9 protein-coding genes, 3 rRNA genes and 2 pseudogenes are annotated in these 18,264 nt (G+C 68.1%); 10 read left to right on the forward strand and 4 right to left on the reverse strand.

Annotation, left to right across the window (positions count from 1 at the left end):
• Positions 1 to 320 precede the first annotated feature (320 nt).
• The 3 genes from ET471_RS12170 (at position 321) to rrf (ending at position 5,685) form a co-directional block, all read left to right on the forward strand.
• A 16S ribosomal RNA gene (locus ET471_RS12170) occupies positions 321 to 1,836 on the forward strand.
• A gap of 498 nt (positions 1,837 to 2,334) precedes the next feature.
• Positions 2,335 to 5,453 (forward strand): 23S ribosomal RNA (locus ET471_RS12175).
• A gap of 115 nt (positions 5,454 to 5,568) precedes the next feature.
• Positions 5,569 to 5,685 (forward strand): 5S ribosomal RNA (gene rrf, locus ET471_RS12180).
• The 16S, 23S and 5S rRNA genes sit together here, the layout of an rRNA operon.
• Before the next feature lie 327 nt (positions 5,686 to 6,012).
• Here rrf and ET471_RS18205 read toward each other — a convergent pair.
• On the reverse strand, positions 6,013 to 7,221 hold the full coding sequence (locus ET471_RS18205; protein WP_207207260.1) for a hypothetical protein: 1,209 nt from the start codon (positions 7,219 to 7,221) through the stop codon (positions 6,013 to 6,015).
• A 6-nt stretch (positions 7,222 to 7,227) separates the two neighbouring features.
• Between ET471_RS18205 and ET471_RS18210 the strand changes: the two genes are divergently transcribed.
• Together ET471_RS18210 and ET471_RS12190 are read left to right on the forward strand one after the other, a co-directional pair.
• Positions 7,228 to 8,034 (forward strand): tetratricopeptide repeat protein, encoded by an 807-nt coding sequence (locus ET471_RS18210; RefSeq protein WP_207207261.1) that lies wholly within the window; start codon positions 7,228 to 7,230, stop codon positions 8,032 to 8,034.
• Positions 8,031 to 9,047 (forward strand): HAD-IIA family hydrolase, encoded by a 1,017-nt coding sequence (locus ET471_RS12190; RefSeq protein ID WP_129188679.1) that lies wholly within the window; start codon positions 8,031 to 8,033, stop codon positions 9,045 to 9,047. Before ET471_RS18210 ends, ET471_RS12190 begins: the two co-directional genes overlap by 4 nt.
• A gap of 181 nt (positions 9,048 to 9,228) precedes the next feature.
• Here the strand turns inward: ET471_RS12190 and ET471_RS12195 are convergent.
• From ET471_RS12195 to ET471_RS12205, 3 genes and pseudogenes are all read right to left on the reverse strand, one after another.
• Positions 9,229 to 10,859 (reverse strand): annotated as a pseudogene (locus ET471_RS12195) (IS1634 family transposase).
• Positions 10,860 to 11,075: 216 nt separating this feature from the next.
• A complete protein-coding gene (locus tag ET471_RS12200) occupies positions 11,076 to 11,957 on the reverse strand; it encodes a hypothetical protein (protein ID WP_129188681.1) in 882 nt (293 codons plus the stop codon).
• A gap of 130 nt (positions 11,958 to 12,087) precedes the next feature.
• Positions 12,088 to 12,681, reverse strand: a complete 594-nt coding sequence (locus tag ET471_RS12205; RefSeq protein ID WP_129188683.1) for a DUF6318 family protein — start codon at positions 12,679 to 12,681, stop codon at positions 12,088 to 12,090.
• 242 nt (positions 12,682 to 12,923) lie between these two features.
• On the opposite strand from ET471_RS12205, the gene ET471_RS18605 reads away from it, so the two are divergent.
• The 5 genes and pseudogenes from ET471_RS18605 to steA all read left to right on the forward strand — a co-directional run bounded on the left by ET471_RS18605 (position 12,924) and on the right by steA (position 18,239).
• On the forward strand, positions 12,924 to 13,136 hold the full coding sequence (locus ET471_RS18605) for a hypothetical protein (RefSeq protein ID WP_129188686.1): 213 nt from the start codon (positions 12,924 to 12,926) through the stop codon (positions 13,134 to 13,136).
• A gap of 5 nt (positions 13,137 to 13,141) precedes the next feature.
• Positions 13,142 to 14,161: a TlyA family RNA methyltransferase gene (locus ET471_RS12215; RefSeq protein ID WP_242496278.1), complete on the forward strand. Its 1,020-nt coding sequence runs from the start codon at positions 13,142 to 13,144 to the stop codon at positions 14,159 to 14,161.
• Positions 14,158 to 15,306, forward strand: a complete 1,149-nt coding sequence (locus tag ET471_RS12220; protein WP_342586036.1) for an NAD kinase — start codon at positions 14,158 to 14,160, stop codon at positions 15,304 to 15,306. Before ET471_RS12215 ends, ET471_RS12220 begins: the two co-directional genes overlap by 4 nt.
• Before the next feature lies 1 nt (position 15,307).
• On the forward strand, positions 15,308 to 17,029 hold the full coding sequence (gene recN, locus ET471_RS12225) for a DNA repair protein RecN (protein WP_129188691.1): 1,722 nt from the start codon (positions 15,308 to 15,310) through the stop codon (positions 17,027 to 17,029).
• Between the two features lie 5 nt (positions 17,030 to 17,034).
• Positions 17,035 to 18,239: pseudogene (gene steA / locus ET471_RS12230) on the forward strand (putative cytokinetic ring protein SteA).
• The last annotated feature ends 25 nt before the right edge of the window (positions 18,240 to 18,264 follow it).

An 18,264-nucleotide genomic window follows, 5' to 3' on the forward strand; every position in this document is an offset into this window, starting at 1 on the left:
AGTGGGCCTGGGCCCGCAAGCCCCGCTCGATCAGCCCCGGAAGGGCCGATTGGACAGGGAGAAGCGGATCGGGTAAGGTTGAAGGGTTGCCCCGGACGGGGCCGGCTGCGAAGAGTGGTTCGGTTTCGGATGGTGTGCGTCGGTTGTTTGAGAACTCAACAGTGCGTTTGATAGTCAATGCCAAATATAACCCTCGTCGGGTCACCGTTGTGGTGGTTCGGGAGGATTCCTTTGGACAGATGAGCAGTTCAGCTCGTCTGGCCAGTTTTCAAGCACCGTATGGTTGTTATCCTGGGTTTTGTCCGGGGTGGCGATATTCTTTTACGGAGAGTTTGATCCTGGCTCAGGACGAACGCTGGCGGCGTGCTTAACACATGCAAGTCGAACGGTGAAGCCCTTCGGGGTGGATCAGTGGCGAACGGGTGAGTAACACGTGAGCAACCTGCCCTCCACTTCGGGATAAGCCTTGGAAACGGGGTCTAATACCGGATATGAGCTCTGCCTGCATGGGTGGGGTTGGAAAGTTTTTCGGTGGGGGATGGGCTCGCGGCCTATCAGCTTGTTGGTGGGGTAATGGCCTACCAAGGCGTCGACGGGTAGCCGGCCTGAGAGGGCGACCGGCCACACTGGGACTGAGACACGGCCCAGACTCCTACGGGAGGCAGCAGTGGGGAATATTGCACAATGGGCGAAAGCCTGATGCAGCGACGCCGCGTGAGGGATGACGGCCTTCGGGTTGTAAACCTCTTTCAGCAGGGAAGAAGCGTAAGTGACGGTACCTGCAGAAGAAGCGCCGGCTAACTACGTGCCAGCAGCCGCGGTAATACGTAGGGCGCAAGCGTTGTCCGGAATTATTGGGCGTAAAGAGCTCGTAGGCGGTCTGTCGCGTCTGGTGTGAAATCCCGAGGCTCAACCTCGGGCTTGCATCGGGTACGGGCAGGCTAGAGTGCTGTAGGGGAGACTGGAATTCCTGGTGTAGCGGTGGAATGCGCAGATATCAGGAGGAACACCGATGGCGAAGGCAGGTCTCTGGGCAGCTACTGACGCTGAGGAGCGAAAGCATGGGGAGCGAACAGGATTAGATACCCTGGTAGTCCATGCCGTAAACGTTGGGCACTAGGTGTGGGACCCATTCCACGGGTTCCGTGCCGCAGCTAACGCATTAAGTGCCCCGCCTGGGGAGTACGGCCGCAAGGCTAAAACTCAAAGGAATTGACGGGGGCCCGCACAAGCGGCGGAGCATGCGGATTAATTCGATGCAACGCGAAGAACCTTACCAAGGCTTGACATGAACCGGAAAAGTGCAGAGATGTGCTCCCCGTAAGGTCGGTTCACAGGTGGTGCATGGTTGTCGTCAGCTCGTGTCGTGAGATGTTGGGTTAAGTCCCGCAACGAGCGCAACCCTCGTCCCATGTTGCCAGCGGGTTATGCCGGGGACTCATGGGAGACTGCCGGGGTCAACTCGGAGGAAGGTGGGGATGACGTCAAATCATCATGCCCCTTATGTCTTGGGCTTCACGCATGCTACAATGGCCGGTACAGAGGGCTGCGATACCGTAAGGTGGAGCGAATCCCAAAAAGCCGGTCTCAGTTCGGATTGGGGTCTGCAACTCGACCCCATGAAGTCGGAGTCGCTAGTAATCGCAGATCAGCAACGCTGCGGTGAATACGTTCCCGGGCCTTGTACACACCGCCCGTCAAGTCACGAAAGTTGGTAACACCCGAAGCCCATGGCCCAACTCGTAAGAGGGGGAGTGGTCGAAGGTGGGACTGGCGATTGGGACTAAGTCGTAACAAGGTAGCCGTACCGGAAGGTGCGGCTGGATCACCTCCTTTCTAAGGAGCTCACCAACATCCGCCGTGCAGGCTTGCCTGGGGTGGGTGTTCATGGTGGACCACGCGCCGGCCGAACGTGCTGGTGGTGGTGCTCTGGGTGGAACATTGACTAGAAGACTGCTGCTCGGTCGTGAGCTTGCTAGTACGCCTCTCTTGGGGGGTGGGAACGCGGGGTGACGGGTTCGGGTGGTGGTCGTGGACGCACTGTTGGGTCCTGAGGCAACCGGCCGCGGGACGTGCCCCTGTCAGGGGTGGGTCTGGTCGGGAGTCTTGGTACAGGTCACCAGATGGCCCGGACCGCTCCACCACGTCTCGAGAGTTCTTCTCGGGGTGGGGGTTGGGGTTGGCGGGTCTGGTCGGTGGGTCTGTCCGTTGCTTGAGAACTGCACAGTGGACGCGAGCATCCAAGATGTTCAAGCACCTTCTCCTTGTGGGAGGGTGTTCCTGAATGTCTCTGTAGTGTGAAACGCAAAGAGTACTTAACGACTCAACGCTTTTGTTGAAGTTTTTAAGGGCACAGGGTGGATGCCTTGGCACTAGGAGCCGAAGAAGGACGTCGTAGCCTGCGATAAGCCTCGGGGAGTTGGCAAACGAGCTGTGATCCGAGGATGTCCGAATGGGGGAACCCACCTGCAGTCATGTGCAGGTACCCGCACCTGAATATATAGGGTGTGTGGAGGGAACGCCGGGAAGTGAAACATCTCAGTACCGGCAGGAAGAGATATTCCGTGAGTAGTGGCGAGCGAAAGCGGATGAGGCCAAACCGTACACGTGTTAAAGCTGTCAGGCGTTGCGTGTGCGGGGTTGTGGGACCTTCTGGGGAGATCTGACAGTCTCCCAACCAGTGAGAAAGCCGCGTCATAGTCGAACCGCATTGAGAGGCGGACCGTAGAGGGTGCTAGTCCCGTAGACGAAATGATGCGGCCTGGTGGAGGGGATCCCAAGTAGCACGGGGCCCGAGAAATCTCGTGTGAATCTGGCAAGACCACTTGCTAAGCCTAAATACTACCTAGTGACCGATAGCGGACTAGTACCGTGAGGGAAAGGTGAAAAGTACCCCGGGAGGGGAGTGAAATAGTACCTGAAACCGTGTGCCTACAATCCGTCGGAGCCTCCCTAGCTGGGGTGACGGCGTGCCTTTTGAAGAATGAGCCTGCGAGTTAGTGCTCGGTGGCGAGGTTAACCCGTGCGGGGTAGCCGTAGCGAAAGCGAGTCCGAACAGGGCGTGATAGTCGCCGGGTCTAGACCCGAAGCGAAGTGATCTAGCCATGGGCAGGCTGAAGCACTGGTAAGACAGTGTGGAGGGCCGAACCCACCAGGGTTGAAAACCTGGGGGATGACCTGTGGTTAGGGGTGAAAGGCCAATCAAACTTCGTGATAGCTGGTTCTCCCCGAAATGCATTTAGGTGCAGCGTCTCGTGTTTCTTGCCGGAGGTAGAGCTACTGGATGGCCGATGGGCCCTACCAGGTTACTGACGTCAGCCAAACTCCGAATGCCGGTAAGTTTAAGCGAGGCAGTGAGACTGCGGGGGATAAGCTCCGTAGTCGAGAGGGAAACAGCCCAGATCACCGGCTAAGGCCCCTAAGCGTGTGCTCAGTGGGAAAGGATGTGGAGTTGCACAGACAACCAGGAGGTTGGCTTAGAAGCAGCCACCCTTGAAAGAGTGCGTAATAGCTCACTGGTCAAGTGATTCCGCGCCGACAATGTAGCGGGGCTCAAGCACACCGCCGAAGCCGTGGCAGCGCAGCGACACCCAAGCCGCGAACTTGATTCGTTGGTTCAGGGGCTGTGCTGGGTAGGGGAGCGTCGTGTGGACAGTGAAGCCGCGGGGTGACCCAGTGGTGGAGACTACACGAGTGAGAATGCAGGCATGAGTAGCGAATGACGGGTGAGAAACCCGTCCGCCGAATGACCAAGGGTTCCAGGGCCAGGTTAATCCGCCCTGGGTAAGTCGGGACCTAAGGCGAGGCCGACAGGCGTAGTCGATGGACAAGGAGTTGATATTCTCCTACCGGCGAAGAACCGCCCATACCGAACCCAGGAATGCTAAACGCCCCAAGGGCGCCATCGTGGTCTTCGGACCACACCGGCGCCGGCGGCGCGTGACCCGACCTGGCAGTAGGTAAGCGTATTAACAGGGGTGACGCAGGAAGGTAGCCCGGCGTGGCGATGGTAGTCCACGTCCAAGGCCGTAGCCCGACACCTAGGCAAATCCGGGTGTCACACAGGGTGAGAGCTGATAGTGACCGCGTATGCGGGAAACGGGTGATCCTCTGCTGCCAAGAAAAGCCTCGACGCGAGGTTCTAGCCGCCCGTACCCCAAACCGACTCAGGTGGTCAGGTAGAGAATACCAAGGCGATCGAGCGAATCGTGGTTAAGGAACTCGGCAAAATGCCCCCGTAACTTCGGGAGAAGGGGGGCCTGAACCGTCAACCACCTAGCGTGGGGACGCGGGGAGGGCCGCAGAGACCAGGGAGAAGCGACTGTTTACTAAAAACACAGGTCCGTGCGAAGTCGCAAGACGATGTATACGGACTGACGCCTGCCCGGTGCTGGAAGGTTAAGAGGACGGGTCAACCTTTGGTGAAGCCCAGAATTTAAGCCCCAGTAAACGGCGGTGGTAACTATAACCATCCTAAGGTAGCGAAATTCCTTGTCGGGTAAGTTCCGACCTGCACGAATGGCGTAACGACTTCTCCGCTGTCTCAACCGCGAGCTCGGCGAAATTGCACTACGAGTAAAGATGCTCGTTACGCGCAGCAGGACGGAAAGACCCCGGGACCTTTACTATAGCTTGGTATTGGTGTTCGGTGCAGTTTGTGTAGGATAGGTGGGAGACTATGAACCCCGGGCGCCAGCTCGGGGGGAGTCAACGTTGAAATACCACTCTGACTGCAACGGATATCTAACCTCGGTCCGTCATCCGGATCAGGGACAGTGCCTGGTGGGTAGTTTAACTGGGGCGGTTGCCTCCCAAAATGTAACGGAGGCGCCCAAAGGTTCCCTCAGCCTGGTTGGCAATCAGGTGTCGAGTGCAAGTGCACAAGGGAGCTTGACTGTGAGACCGACAGGTCGAGCAGGGACGAAAGTCGGGACTAGTGATCCGGCGGTGGCTTGTGGAAGCGCCGTCGCTCAACGGATAAAAGGTACCCCGGGGATAACAGGCTGATCTTGCCCAAGAGTCCATATCGACGGCATGGTTTGGCACCTCGATGTCGGCTCGTCGCATCCTGGGGCTGGAGTAGGTCCCAAGGGTTGGGCTGTTCGCCCATTAAAGCGGTACGCGAGCTGGGTTTAGAACGTCGTGAGACAGTTCGGTCCCTATCCGCTGCGCGCGCAGGAAACTTGAGAAGGGCTGTCCCTAGTACGAGAGGACCGGGACGGACGAACCTCTGGTGTGCCAGTTGTACTGCCAAGTGCACCGCTGGTTAGCTACGTTCGGGAAGGATAACCGCTGAAAGCATCTAAGCGGGAAGCCTGCTTCAAGATGAGGTTTCCATGAACGCAAGTTCTGAAGGCACCCAGCGAGACCACTGGGTAGATAGGCCGGATGTGGAAGGCAGGACCAACGACTGCCGCAGCTGACCGGTACTAATCAGCCAACAACTTCAACACACACACTTACACTTGCTACGCGTCCACTGTGCGGTTCCCGAGAAACGGGCAACCACCCCCACCCCCGCCCCCGACCAGGGCGGGAACACGGGGGCACCCGACAACTCGATACTGTTACGGCGGTCATAGCGTAGGGGAAACGCCCGGTCCCATTCCGAACCCGGAAGCTCAGCCCTACAGCGCCGATGGTACTGCCCTGGAGACGGGGTGGGAGAGTAGGACGCCGCCGGACACCCTTCACGAAAGACCCCGCACCCCACGTGCGGGGTCTTTCGCATCTCCAGATGTTTCCGGTTGGCGACCGCCGGCGGTGATGCCCGAGGTCACAGGCTCGGCGCGAGTCTCCGAGAGTGCCTGCTCCCACCGACGTGGGAGAATCGACTGACCCACGAACCCCGAGAGGACTACCGTGAACGATTCCACCCGCGATCAGGGTGACGAGCGCGGCGGCGAGCGCCGGGCACGCCGATTCGACGACGACCGTCGAGGTCCCCGAGCCGGAGGTCGGCCGGGCGGTGACCGCCCCCGCTCGGGCGAAGGTCCCCGCTCGGGCGGGAGCTCATGGTCCCGGGGTGACGAGCGCGGCGAGCGCAGCGGATCCGGTGGCGACCGCCGCGAAGGCGCGTTCCGTCGGGATGACCGTGGTGAGGGTGGCTTCCGCGGTGGTGACCGCCGCGAAGGCGGGTTCCGTCGGGATGACCGCCAGGGCGGCGGCTTCCGCGGTGGGGACCGACCCGCGGGCGGCTTCCGTCGGGATGACCGTGGTGAGGGTGGCTTCCGCGGTGGTGACCGTCGCGAAGGCGGGTTCCGTCGCGACGAGCGCGGCGCGAACCGCGAGGGTGGCTTCCGTCGGGACGACCGCCAGGCTGGTGGCTTCCGCGGTGGGGACCGGCCCGCTGGTGGCGGCTTCCGTCGGGATGACCGTGGTGAAGGTGGCTTCCGCGGGGGTGACCGCCGCGAAGGCGGGTTCCGCCCGGATGACCGTGGTGAGGGCGGCTTCCGCGGGGGTGACCGCCGCGAAGGCGGGTTCCGTCGGGATGACCGCCAGGGCGGCGGCTTCCGCGGTGGGGACCGACCCGCGGGCGGCTTCCGTCGGGACGACCGTGCTGACGGTGGCTTCCGCGGCGGTGACCGTCGCGAAGGCGGGTTCCGTCGCGACGAGCGCGGCGCGAACCGCGAGGGTGGCTTCCGTCGGGACGACCGCCAGGCTGGTGGCTTCCGCGGCGGGGACCGACCCGCGGGTGGCTTCCGTCGGGACGACCGTGCCGGTGGTCCCCGTGGCGACGACCGTCGCGAGGGCTTCCGTCGGGACGACCGCCAGGGTGGTGGTGTCCGAGGCGATCGGCCTGCCGGTGGCTTCCGCCGTGACGACCGCGGTGACGGTGGCTTCCGGGGCGGTGACCGCCGTGAGGGCGGGTTCCGCCGTGACGAGCGGCCTGCTGGTGGGTTCCGGGGCAATGACCGTCGCGAGGGAGACTTCCGTCGGGACGACCGTGGCGATGGCGGCTTCCTTCGGGACGAACGCGGCGAGCGTGGCTTCCGCGACGGTGACCGGCGCGGTGGCGACCGAGGCGGGCGTCCCTCGTTCGGTCGAGATGGAGACCGTCCGGGTCGCGACTCGCGGCCGGGACGGGACGAGCGGCCCTTCCAGCCGCGCATCGAGGAGCCGGAGATCGCCGAGGACGTCTCGTTCCGTCAGCTCGCGAAGGACGCACGCGAGCGTCTGCGCGGCCTGTCGCGGGAGAACGCGGAGCGTGTCGGTGAGCACCTGGTCATGGCTGGGCGCCTGCTCGACATCGACCCGGAGCTCGCGTACCAGCACACCCAGGCCGCGGTGCGCCGCGGCGGGCGCATCGACGTGGTCCGTGAGGCTGCCGGCATCGCCGCCTACCGGACGGGTCGCTTCGCGGAGGCCCTGAGCGAGCTGCGGACCGTGCGCCGCCTGAACGGCTCGTCCGAGCACCTCGCGATCATGGCTGATGCCGAGCGCGGGCTCGGCCGGCCCGAGCGGGCGATCGCGCTCGCCGCGACGCCGGAGGCGGACACGCTCGACCCGTACAGCAAGGTCGAGCTCGCGATCGTCGTCAGCGGTGCCCGCTCTGACCTGGGCGAGCACGACGCCGCGCTCGTCGCGCTGGACAAGCTGCCGACGCTCAAGGGGGACCTTGGGCTGCGCGTCCTGCAGGCGCGTGCCGCCGCCCTCGAGGCCGCCGGCCGGACCGACGAGGCAGCGGCGCTGCTCGCGGACGTCGACCCCGAGGACCTCGAGCGTGCCGCCGGCAACGCCGAACCCGAGGAGGAGGTCGTCGTCTACGACGTCTACGACGAGGAGGCCGACGTCGAGGACGAGGCAGGCGACCTCGCTGACGACTCCGACGAGGACGACTCCGACTCCGCCGCCGAGGGTGACCTCGAGGACGAGGACGAGGACGAGGACGAGGACCTCGATGAGTCCGACGATGCGCCGGACGACGAAGACGACTTCGACGACGACGAAGACGACTTCGACGAGGAGTCCGACGACGAGGACGCCGACGGTCCGGCCGTCCCGGGTGACGGCGACGAGGAGTCGCCGTCGTGAGCGCTGCGGGTCTGCTCGGGAGCGACGTTCCGCTCGCCGAGGCGTACGACCTCGCGCTCGTCGACCTCGACGGGGTGGCCTACCGCGGGCACCTACCGATCGAGCACGCCTCGGACAGCCTGGTCGCGGCGCGTGAGCAAGGGCTCCGGCTCCTGTTCGTGACGAACAACGCCTCCCGTGAGCCCGAGGACGTCGCCGGCCAGCTCACGGAGCTGGACATCCCGACGTCGGCGGACGAGGTCATGACGGCAGCCCAGGCGTGCGCCGCGCTGTTGCGCACCCGGCTGGAGCCGGGCGCGCGCGTGCTCGTCGTCGGTGGGAAGGGCCTGGTGACGGCGGTCAAGGCCGCGGGGTTCCACGTCGTGTCGTCGGCGGACGACCACCCGGTCGCCGTCGCGCAGGGGTTTGCGCCCGACCTGGCGTGGGCGGATCTCGCCGAGGCGGCCTACGCCGTGACGGCGGGGGCGTGGCACGTGGCGAGCAACCGGGACCTGTCGTTGCCAACCGCGCGCGGGTACGCGCCCGGGAACGGTGCACTCGTGGGAGCGGTCGTGGCGGCGACGGGGATCGAGCCCGCCAGCGCGGGGAAGCCTGAGCCGACCATGTACCACCTCGCTGTCGAGCGGGTCGGTGCGCAACGGCCGCTCGTCATCGGCGACCGGCTCGACACCGACCTCCAAGGGGCGCGCGCGGGTGGCTTCCCCGGCCTGCACGTGCTGACGGGCGTCTCGTCCGCGCGTGACGACGTCCTCGCTGAGCCGGTCCTGCGACCGCACTTCATCGGCGCCGACCTCCGGTCCGTGCTCGAGGCGCACCCGGAGCCCGTGCGAGGCGCGGACTCGTGGTGGCAGTGCTCCGGACGCGCCGCGCGCGTCGTGGACGGGCGGCTCGAGCTCGACCGCCAGGGTCCGGTCGGGATCGACGTCATCCGTGCAGCCTGCGCGGCTGCGTGGGACGCCGCTGACGCCGGGTCGCCGGTCGAGGCCGACAGCGTTCCGGAGCTGACCGTCTGACCGCGGTGCACGAAGGCCGGCCTCCCATGCTCAGGCCGGCCTTCGTGCTGCGTGCCCTCAGCAGGTGGAGCCTCCGACCAGGTCGTCGCAGTAGAGGCGCGCGGGAGACTCGGCGACCGTGTACGTCCCGGCGGCGCTGGTGGTGGTGAGCTGGCCGGGGACCTGACTTGGGTCAAGAGCCTTAGTGCCTTGCGGGCTTCCTGATCGCGTCGAGGATGGCCTGCTTGTCGGCGGGGATGGCGGGTTCGGCGTCGCGGATGACGCCGTTGATCTCGATGGTCGCGGAGCGCAGTGGTCGTAGCTCGCGCAGGACTTTCCGGATGGACAGTCCGGTGCGGTCCTGGATCGTGCGGGAGACGGCCAGCGCGGTGAAGACGATGGTGAGGTGGGCTTCGATCGCGTCGCGTGTCCTCGCGAAGAAGGGTCTGGCCTGCAGGTCTGTCTTCGACATCCGGAAGGACTGCTCGACGTGCCACAGATCGTGGTAGCTGGAGATGACCTCGCCTGGGGCCATGACCGTGGCGGGGATGTTCGTGACGTAGCCCTTGAGGCCGGCGACCTTCCGCGCCCTGGCCAGGGCGGTCTCGTCGAGGGTGCGGGCGGTTCCGGTGGTCTTGACGAACCGGGTGGCGCGGGCGGGCTTGTCACCGTCGATGACTGATCGGGCGCGGTCCTCCTGCGCGGTCAGGGTCCGGTTGTCTCTCGCGAACCTCTTCGCGGAGTAGGCCCACACGGCCCGCCATGACGCCGGGGTCCCGGTCTTCGTCCACACGGGCTCGGCCTTGACGTTGACGTCATTGACGGGCGTCGCGCCGCGGTGCTTGGGGGTGATCGTGTCGATCATCTGCCCGTCGGTGAACACGGTGCCGTGCCACCGGTAGTGCGAGGCCAGGTCGAGGGCGCGGTGGTCTGGCGGGAGCCGACGATGAAGGAGAACCCGGCGTCGTCGAGCTCGCGCAGGTTCGCACCGGAGAGCATGCCGGCGTCCGCGACGATGACCATGCCCTCGATGCCGTGCCTGGCTTGGAAGGACTTGATGACGGGCAGGATCGTGAGCGTTTCGGCCTTGTTCCCCTCGAAGCAGCCGATCTCGAGGGGGAACCCGGTCCTGTCTACGAGGAGGCCGACGACGATCTGCGGGTCGACGCGACGTTCTTTGGAGTAGCCGACCTTGCGCAGGTCGTCTTCCTTCTCCGCTTCGAAGTAGAGCGTGGTCACGTCATACAGCACGAGGGACACATCATCGCTGGCCTGCGCGAACGTGAAGCACGCCTTCGCGATCAGGTCCCGGTACCGGCCGTCCTGCGCCCGCTTCAACGTCCGCTTCCGCGTGGACAGCGACGCGGCGACCCGGCCCAGGTCGGACAGGACCCGGTCGACGTCGAGCAGCGAGGTCGGCTCCACGATCCGCGCGATCACCAGGTCGCGGAAGGTGTCGTCGCCGACGATGTCGAAACCGAGCTCGTCGAACACGCCCCCGATCGCGTCGTACAGGATCCGGGAGAACGAGCGCCGCAGCAGGGGCGCGGGCATCCACCCACGCGCACGGGAGGGCGTCTGCCCGAACAGGGCCGGCGGCTGCGGGACGGGAATCAACGGGGCGTACCTCGACACGGCCTGCAGGCCAAGGTCGAGCTCCAACTGCTGGTCACCCTTGATCAGATCGGCCGCCTCATCCATCAACAGGCCGAGCGCGACCTCGTCATGCGCCGACCCGACATGCCGCACGATCCGCCGCCGCCCGTTCACGGACTCGACGATCTGGACCGCCGTCGCACCCGACGCCGTCCTCACCCGCCGAACCCACACCACCCCGGCAGCGTACTTAGTGCCTCCAGGAGGACACTAACCCACAGAGCCACGACCATCACCGCAGGTCAGAGAACTGCGGATCGCGGGCTGTGGAGAACCTGACCGAAGTCAGGCGGGTCGCCGGTCGAGGCCGACAGCGTTCCGGAGCTGACCGTCTGACCGCGGTGCACGAAGGCCGGCCTCCCATGCTCAGGCCGGCCTTCGTGCTGCGTGCCCTCAGCAGGTGGAGCCTCCGACCAGGTCGTCGCAGTAGAGGCGCGCGGGAGACTCGGCGACCGTGTACGTCCCGGCGGCGCTGGTGGTGGTGAGCTGGCCGGGGATGTCGGCCCAGGCCAGGGTGCCGGCGATACGGAACTGCCCGTGCCACGTGGTGGCCAGGGTGATGGTGACGTCGGTGCGGTACTTCGCGCCTGCGTCGGCGTCCCAGCCGGTGCCCTGGGCACGGTCGGCGGCGCTGTCCGGGTTGCCGAGACGCGTCCAGGCGTGCGCGACCCAACGCTCGTCGGGGACGTCCTCGCCGTCGTGCCAGGCACGGCCCGGGTCGGTGGTGGTCAGGGTTGGACCTGTCCCGGAGAACGGGTCGTCGAAGTCCCAGGTGAACCGTTCCGGAACGGCCCGGATCTCGACCGGCACGTCGAGGAGCGTGGCCTGCTGGGTGACGGGCTCGTCGGACGTGTAGACGGGGTACCAGGCGTTGACCAGCAGCACGTTCGGGTTGCCCGTCTGGAGGGTCGCGGTCGGCGCGGGTACGTGCATCGTGGCGAAGGCCTGCTGCGCCTGGGTCGCGACGTCCGCCGGCGTGATGCACTGGGCTGCGGTGACCTGCTCGGCCGGGCCGTAGGTGCTGTCCGGCTGGAGACGCTGGACCCACAGCGGTGCGAGCTCGTAGGTCCCGGAAGGGCAAGGTGCGTCGGCGACGGCCTGGACCCGGCCATCGGTGCAGCCGCCCATCTGGATGATGGTGTCGACGTAGGCGTCAAGGTCGTACAACGAGCACGTTGCGGCGTCGGCCCGCAGGTACTTGGTAGGCGGCAAGATGGACGTCTTCGCCTTCGGGTCGTCGGGCGTGGACTCCCACGCGCCGCCGTTCGCATCCACCTCGACGGTTGACGCACGGGAGTTGAGAAGTCCCGACACTTCTGGCGGTGGCGCCGCTCCTTCTCCAGACGGTGCGCCACCACCTACCCCAAGGAGCGCTACCGCAGAGAGGGCAACGAGCATGTTCACGTCAGCCGGCCGGGATGTCAGCGAGTTCGACAAAGACCCACTTGCCGGCACTTCGTGCGACTTCCGCTCGAACCGCCATGCGCTCGCGCGGGACCTCGGTTACGACGACTCCGTCTCCGTTGCTTAGCGTGCTGGAGGCTTGATCTACCGTGATGTCGATCGGCCAGATTCCGGTGGCCGCATCTTGCGTGTACGTGTGATTGATCTGGACAGTTGCCTCGCCCCCGCGCCAAATGTAGTGACTAGCGGCGATCTCCTTGGCCTGTGCAAGGCGTTGAGCGCAGTAGTCACAGGTCGCGTGGGACATCGCCTCGAAGGCTGCGGTGTCACCTGTGGACTGGATGTACGAGTCCAGCGCGAGAAAGTAGATGACTGCCGCCTCGGCGCCAGCAGGCCCGTCGTCGTCCAACGCTGCGGGACGGGTCGGCGGCGCGATCACCGTGCTCGGGGCCGGGCTCGGACTGGCTGAGTCAGCGATGGTTGGCGAGGTGCTTGGCTCCGCGGTGGGGGCATCCTGCGTGCACCCCGCTGTGAGGAGCAGGGTGGCGACGGCGGCGGCCGCGGCTGCCGCCCAGCGGTGGTTGGTGCGATGCATGCGGGTGCCCCCTCGTGATCCGGTCATGTCGCAGGTCGTCAAGATAGCGGGATCGTCCGGTTTTGCGTCAACGGCTGTGGATACCGTCTCGGCAGGCGTCGTGGGCTGCGGATCGGCGTCGCCGAGAGGTTGCCCTGTGGGTGGAGCCTTCGGGACGTCGGTGCCAGCGGGTAGCGTTGTGGCGGGCGATCAGGCCCGACGCAGCAGAGGCTTGTCAGGCCGAGACATCCGACGGAGGAGCGATGCCCCAGGAGCCGAGCGAGGCCCTTCACCGCGTCGTGCACGTCGACGACGCGGGGGGTGCCGTCGACGACCCGTTCGGCGACCTCGACGCGCTGCCGCTCGCAGAGCATGTCGCCCGGTTCGAGGAGGTCCACGACTCGCTGCGCGCTCGGCTCGCCGGAGAGCCGGTCGACAGCCTCGGCGGGCGGCCGACGGACGGCGGGGTCGCGTGACGTCGGTGAGGGTCGATGCCGAGCTCGTGCGACGCGGTCTGGCGCGGTCGCGTGCGCACGCGGGCGAGCTGGTCAAGGCGGGGCGCGTCTCCGTGCGAGGGCTGCAGGTGACGAAGCCGTCGTCGGCCATCGGTGACGACGCGGAGATCGACGTCGTCGCCGACCCTCTCGACGAGGGGTATGCCTCCCGCGCGGCGCTCAAGCTCGCCGGAGCGCTCGACGCGTTCGCCGCAAGCGGCCCCGGAGACCACCTCGAGGTCGGCGCCGGTGCGACCGGCCAGCAGGTTGCGGACGCCGTGCCTGGTGCCTGGTGCCTTGACCTCGGCGCGTCCACCGGGGGGTTCACCGACGTCCTGCTGCGGCGTGGCGCTGCCCATGTCGTCGCTCTCGACGTCGGGCACGACCAGCTCGTGCCGCGGCTGCGAGACGACTCCCGCGTGACGGCCGTCGAGGGGTACAACGTGCGCGACCTCGACCGCGCGGACCTCGAGCGGTCGCCGGACCTGGTGGTCGGTGACCTGTCGTTCATCTCGCTGACGCTGGTGCTGCCGCCGCTCGCGCGGGTGCTCGGGCCGGGCACGCCGGCGCTGCTCATGGTCAAGCCGCAGTTCGAGGTGGGCAAGGACCGGCTCGGCACGGGGGGCGTGGTCAGGGATCCCGCGCTCCATGTGTCGGCAGTGCTCGACGTCGTCGCCGCGGGGGCGGACGTCGGGCTGCTCGTGCGTGCCGTGGTGCCCAGTCCGCTGCCGGGGCCGAGCGGCAACCGCGAGTACTTCGTCGCGTTCGAGCGAGGCGAGCCCCTCGTCGGTGAGGTCGCGCGCGAGGCGTCGCGGCCCGCCGTGACGGCGGCGGTCGCCTGGCAGCCCGACGACGCGGGCTCGGTCAGGCCGCCGGTCTTCACGGTCGGCACACCGGTCGCGCCACCGATCGCAGCGGTTGGCGCGGCGCCCGTCGGCTCGGCGTCGTCGGCCGGAGCGGCCACCGATCCCACGAACCCGTCCTCTCGCACCGGAGGTGCACCGTGACCCGCAGAGTCCTCGTCGTCACCCATGGCGGCCGGGCCGAGGCCATCGCCTCGCTCGACGAGGCGGTCCGCGAGCTCGAGGCCTCCGGCTTCGAGGTCGCTCTGCACGACGACGAGCTGGCAGAGAAGTTCGGGGACCGGACGGCGATCGCCGGCCTGCGCGAGCGGGTCTCGGAGTCGGAGGCCGTCGTCGTCCTGGGCGGTGACGGAACGATCCTGCGCGCGGCGGAGCTCACGCACGGCACGGACGTGCCCATCCTCGGCATCAACCTGGGCCACGTCGGGTTCCTCGCCGAGTCCGAGCGCGAGGACCTGCGGGAGGCCGTGCGGCGGCTCGCCCTGCACGACTACGTCGTCGAGGAGCGCACCGTCGTCGCCGTCGAGGTGTACCGGCCCGGCGAGACCGAGCCGATCTACGGCTGGGCCCTCAACGAGGCCACGCTCGAGAAGGGGCAGCGCCACCGCGTCGTCGAGGTCGGCATCGAGGTGGACGGGCGACCCCTGTCGAGCTTCGGGTGCGACGGCGTCGTCGTGTCGACGTCGACGGGGTCGACGGCGCACGCGTTCTCCGCAGGCGGGCCCGTGATGTGGCCGGACGTCGACGGGGTGCTGCTCGTGCCGCTCTCCGCCCACGCGCTGTTCGCGCGGCCGCTGGTCATCGGGCCCCGGTCGGCGTACCGGATCACCGTGCTGCAGCGCTCGCCCGTGTCGGCGGTGCTGACCTGCGACGGCCGCCGCAGCATCGACCTGCCTCAAGGCTCGACGGTCGAGGTGCGCCGCGGCGAGCACCCGCTGCGGTTCGCGCGGCTCTCGACGGCGCCGTTCACGGACCGGCTGGTGTCCAAGTTCTCCCTGCCGGTGGTCGGCTGGCGCGAGGCGGCTGACGACGCGGCGGCGGCACGTGCCCGCGCGGCCGCGCTCACGGACGCGGTGACCGAGGACGACGAGGACGACGCCGCTGTCGACGGAGGCGGCGACACAGCCGACAACGTTCCCGCTGGGTCGCGCGCCGCGGCCACCGCCCGTGCCGATGACCCGTCGGGCGCTGCGGGTGGGTGGAACGACACGACGAGCCCGTCGCGTGCCGGGGCGGACCCGGGCGTCGACGACGTCGTGGGATCGCGCGACGACGCCAGGAAGGTGTGAGGTGCTCGAGGAGATCGCGATCGAGAACCTGGGGGTCATCCGCGCGGCGCGTGTCGCGCTGTCGCGGGGCCTGACGGTGATCACGGGTGAGACCGGAGCGGGCAAGACGATGGTGCTCACGGGCCTCGGCCTGCTCATGGGCGGCAAGGCTGACGCGGGATCCGTCCGGCCTGGCGCGAGCGGCGCCGTCGTCGAAGGGCGCTGGCAGGTGGCCGCACGTCCCGCGGTCGCCGCACGCGTGGCGGACGCCGGGGGAGAGGTCGACGACGACGGCAGCGTCGTCGTGCTGCGGACCGTCGCGGCCGAGGGACGCTCCCGGGCGCACCTCGGCGGGCGCAGCGTGCCCCAGGGCGTGCTGGCGGAGATCGCCGACGAGCTCGTCACGGTGCACGGTCAGGCCGACCAGCTGCGGCTGCGGACGCCGTCGAAGCAGCGCGAGGCGCTCGACGCGTTCGCCGGGCCGGCCCACCAGGCGACGCTCGCGGCGTACCGCGAGGCGTGGGCCGAGCGCGGCGCGCTCCAGGCGGAGATCGACGACCTCACGGCCCGCGCCGCCGAGCGCACCCGCGAGGCCGAGCTGCTGCGCCTGGGCCTCGCGGAGATCGAGCGCGTCGACCCCCGGCCCGGGGAGGACGCCGAGCTGCACGCCCTGGTCGCCCGGCTCGGGAACGTGGAGGCGCTGCGCGTCGGGGCCACGGAGGCGCACGAGGCGCTCGCGGGCGAGGACCTCGGCGAGGCGTCGTCGGCGGTGGAGCTGCTGACCCAGGCGCGTCGCGCGCTCGAGGCGGCCGCGCACGACGACGCCACGCTCGCCGGCCTGGCCGCGCGCGTCGCCGAGGCGGGCTATCTCGTCGCCGACGTCGCCACCGAGCTGTCGGCGTACGTCGACGACCTGCAGGCCGACCCGGCCGCGCTGGAGACGTCGCACGCACGGCTCGCCGCGCTGACCGCGTTGACCAGGACCTACGGCGAGACGGTCGACGACGTGCTGGCCTGGGCCTCCGACGCCGGCCTGCGGCTGCTGGACCTCGACGACGGCGGGGAGCGGCTGCGCGGGCTCGCCCAGCGCGTGGGCGAGCTCGACGAGACCGTCGGCCGCCTGGGCGGCGAGGTCACGGCGGGCCGGACGGCGGCGGGCGAGCGGCTGGCCGGCGCCGTGACCGACGAGCTCACGGGCCTGGCCATGGGCGGGGCGCGGCTCGAGGTCGAGGTCGCCGCGACGGATCCCGGCGCGTGGGGAGCCGACCAGGTGACGTTCGCGCTCGTGCCGCACCCAGGCGCGCCCGCACGGCCGCTCGGCAAGGGCGCGTCCGGCGGTGAGCTCTCGCGCGTGATGCTCGCCGTCGAGGTCGCCCTCGCGACCGAGGCCGTCAGCACGGCGACCGGGGCGACCACGGCGGTGCTGCCCACGTTCGTGTTCGACGAGGTCGACGCAGGCGTCGGCGGGCGGGCAGCCGTGGAGGTCGGGCGCAGACTGGCGCAGCTCGCGCGCAGCACGCAGGTGATCGTCGTCACGCACCTCGCCCAGGTCGCCGCGTTCGCCGACGCGCACCTGGTCGTGACCAAGTCCGCAGGCGACGCCGGGACGGTCACGGGCGTCGAGGAGGTGCGCGACGAGGACCGCGTGCGCGAGCTCGCCCGCATGCTCTCCGGGCAGGAGGACTCCGACGCTGCTCGCAAGCATGCGGTGGAGCTTCTGACCACGTCGGTCGTGGGACGATGAGCGCGATGAGGCTCATTCCCCGCAGGTCTGGAGACGACCCCGCGCACCCCCACGAGGCCGGCCGTCGCGAGGCGGTGACGTACGGTCCGGCGCGCGTCGGCAAGCGCACCAAGGACCTCACGAAGCGGCTCGCCCCGGGCGACGTCGCCGTCATCGACCACGTCGACATCGACCGGGTGGCCGCCGACGCGCTCGTCGCCGCCCGGCCCGCCGCCGTGCTCAACGCGGCGCGCTCGACGTCGGGTCGCTACCCGAACGCGGGCCCCGGGATCCTCCTCGACGCGGGCATCGTCCTGGTCGACGACCTCGGGCCGACCGTCATGTCGGTGCCCGACGGGTCGCCGGTGGAGATCGACGGCGGCCGCGTCGTCGTCGGCGGACGGACCGTCGCCGAGGGCGTGCGCCAGACGGAGGAGACCGTCGTCGCGAACCTCGCCGAGGCCCGCGAGGGCCTGGGCGAGGAGATCGAGCGGTTCGCCGAGAACACGCTGACGTACCTGCGGCGCGAGAAGGACCTGCTGCTCGACGGCGTCGGCGTGCCGGACGTGCGCACGCAGTTCGAGGGACGCCACATCCTCATCGTGGTGCGCGGCTACCACTACCGCGAGGACCTCGCCATGCTGCGCCCGTACATCAAGGAGAACCGCCCCGTCCTCATCGGCGTCGACGGCGGAGCGGACGCCATCCTCGACGCGGGCTTCAAGCTCGACATGATCGTCGGCGACATGGACTCCGTCTCCGACAAGGCGCTCGCCTGCGGCGCGGAGATCGTCGTCCACGCCTACCGGGACGGTAACGCCCCGGGCTCGAGCGCGTCCAGGCGCTCGGCGTCGAGCCGGTCGTGTTCCCCGCGACAGGCACGTCCGAGGACATCGCGATGCTGCTCGCCGACGACAAGGGCGCCGAGCTCATCGTGGCCGTCGGCACGCACGCCACCCTCGTCGAGTTCCTCGACAAGGGCCGCGCCGGGATGGCCTCCACCTTCCTCACGCGCCTGCGCGTGGGCGGCAAGCTCGTCGACGCCAAGGGCGTCTCGCGCCTCTACCGCACGCGCATCTCCAACACCCAGCTCACGATCCTGTCTCTCGCGGGCGTCGCGGCCGTCATCGCCGCCCTGTGGTCGACCAACGTCGGGCAGACGTTCTTCGGCCTCGTCGGCGCGCAGCTCGACGACCTCGTGTCCTGGGTGGGCCGCCTCTTCGGCGGCTGACCGCTCGCGACCCGACGCGCCCCGA

Origin of the sequence: Xylanimonas protaetiae (assembly GCF_004135385.1) — a bacterium.
GTDB lineage: Bacteria > Actinomycetota > Actinomycetes > Actinomycetales > Cellulomonadaceae > Xylanimonas > Xylanimonas protaetiae.

Bases quoted from the DNA above. Each gene is read 5' to 3' on its own strand.
- ET471_RS18605 (WP_129188686.1), top strand. From the start codon at position 12,924: ATGCCCCAGGAGCCGAGCGAGGCCCTTCACCGCGTCGTGCACGTCGAC.
- ET471_RS12205 (WP_129188683.1), bottom strand. From the start codon at position 12,681: ATGCATCGCACCAACCACCGCTGGGCGGCAGCCGCGGCCGCCGCCGTC.
- ET471_RS18210 (WP_207207261.1), top strand. From the start codon at position 7,228: ATGGCTGGGCGCCTGCTCGACATCGACCCGGAGCTCGCGTACCAGCAC.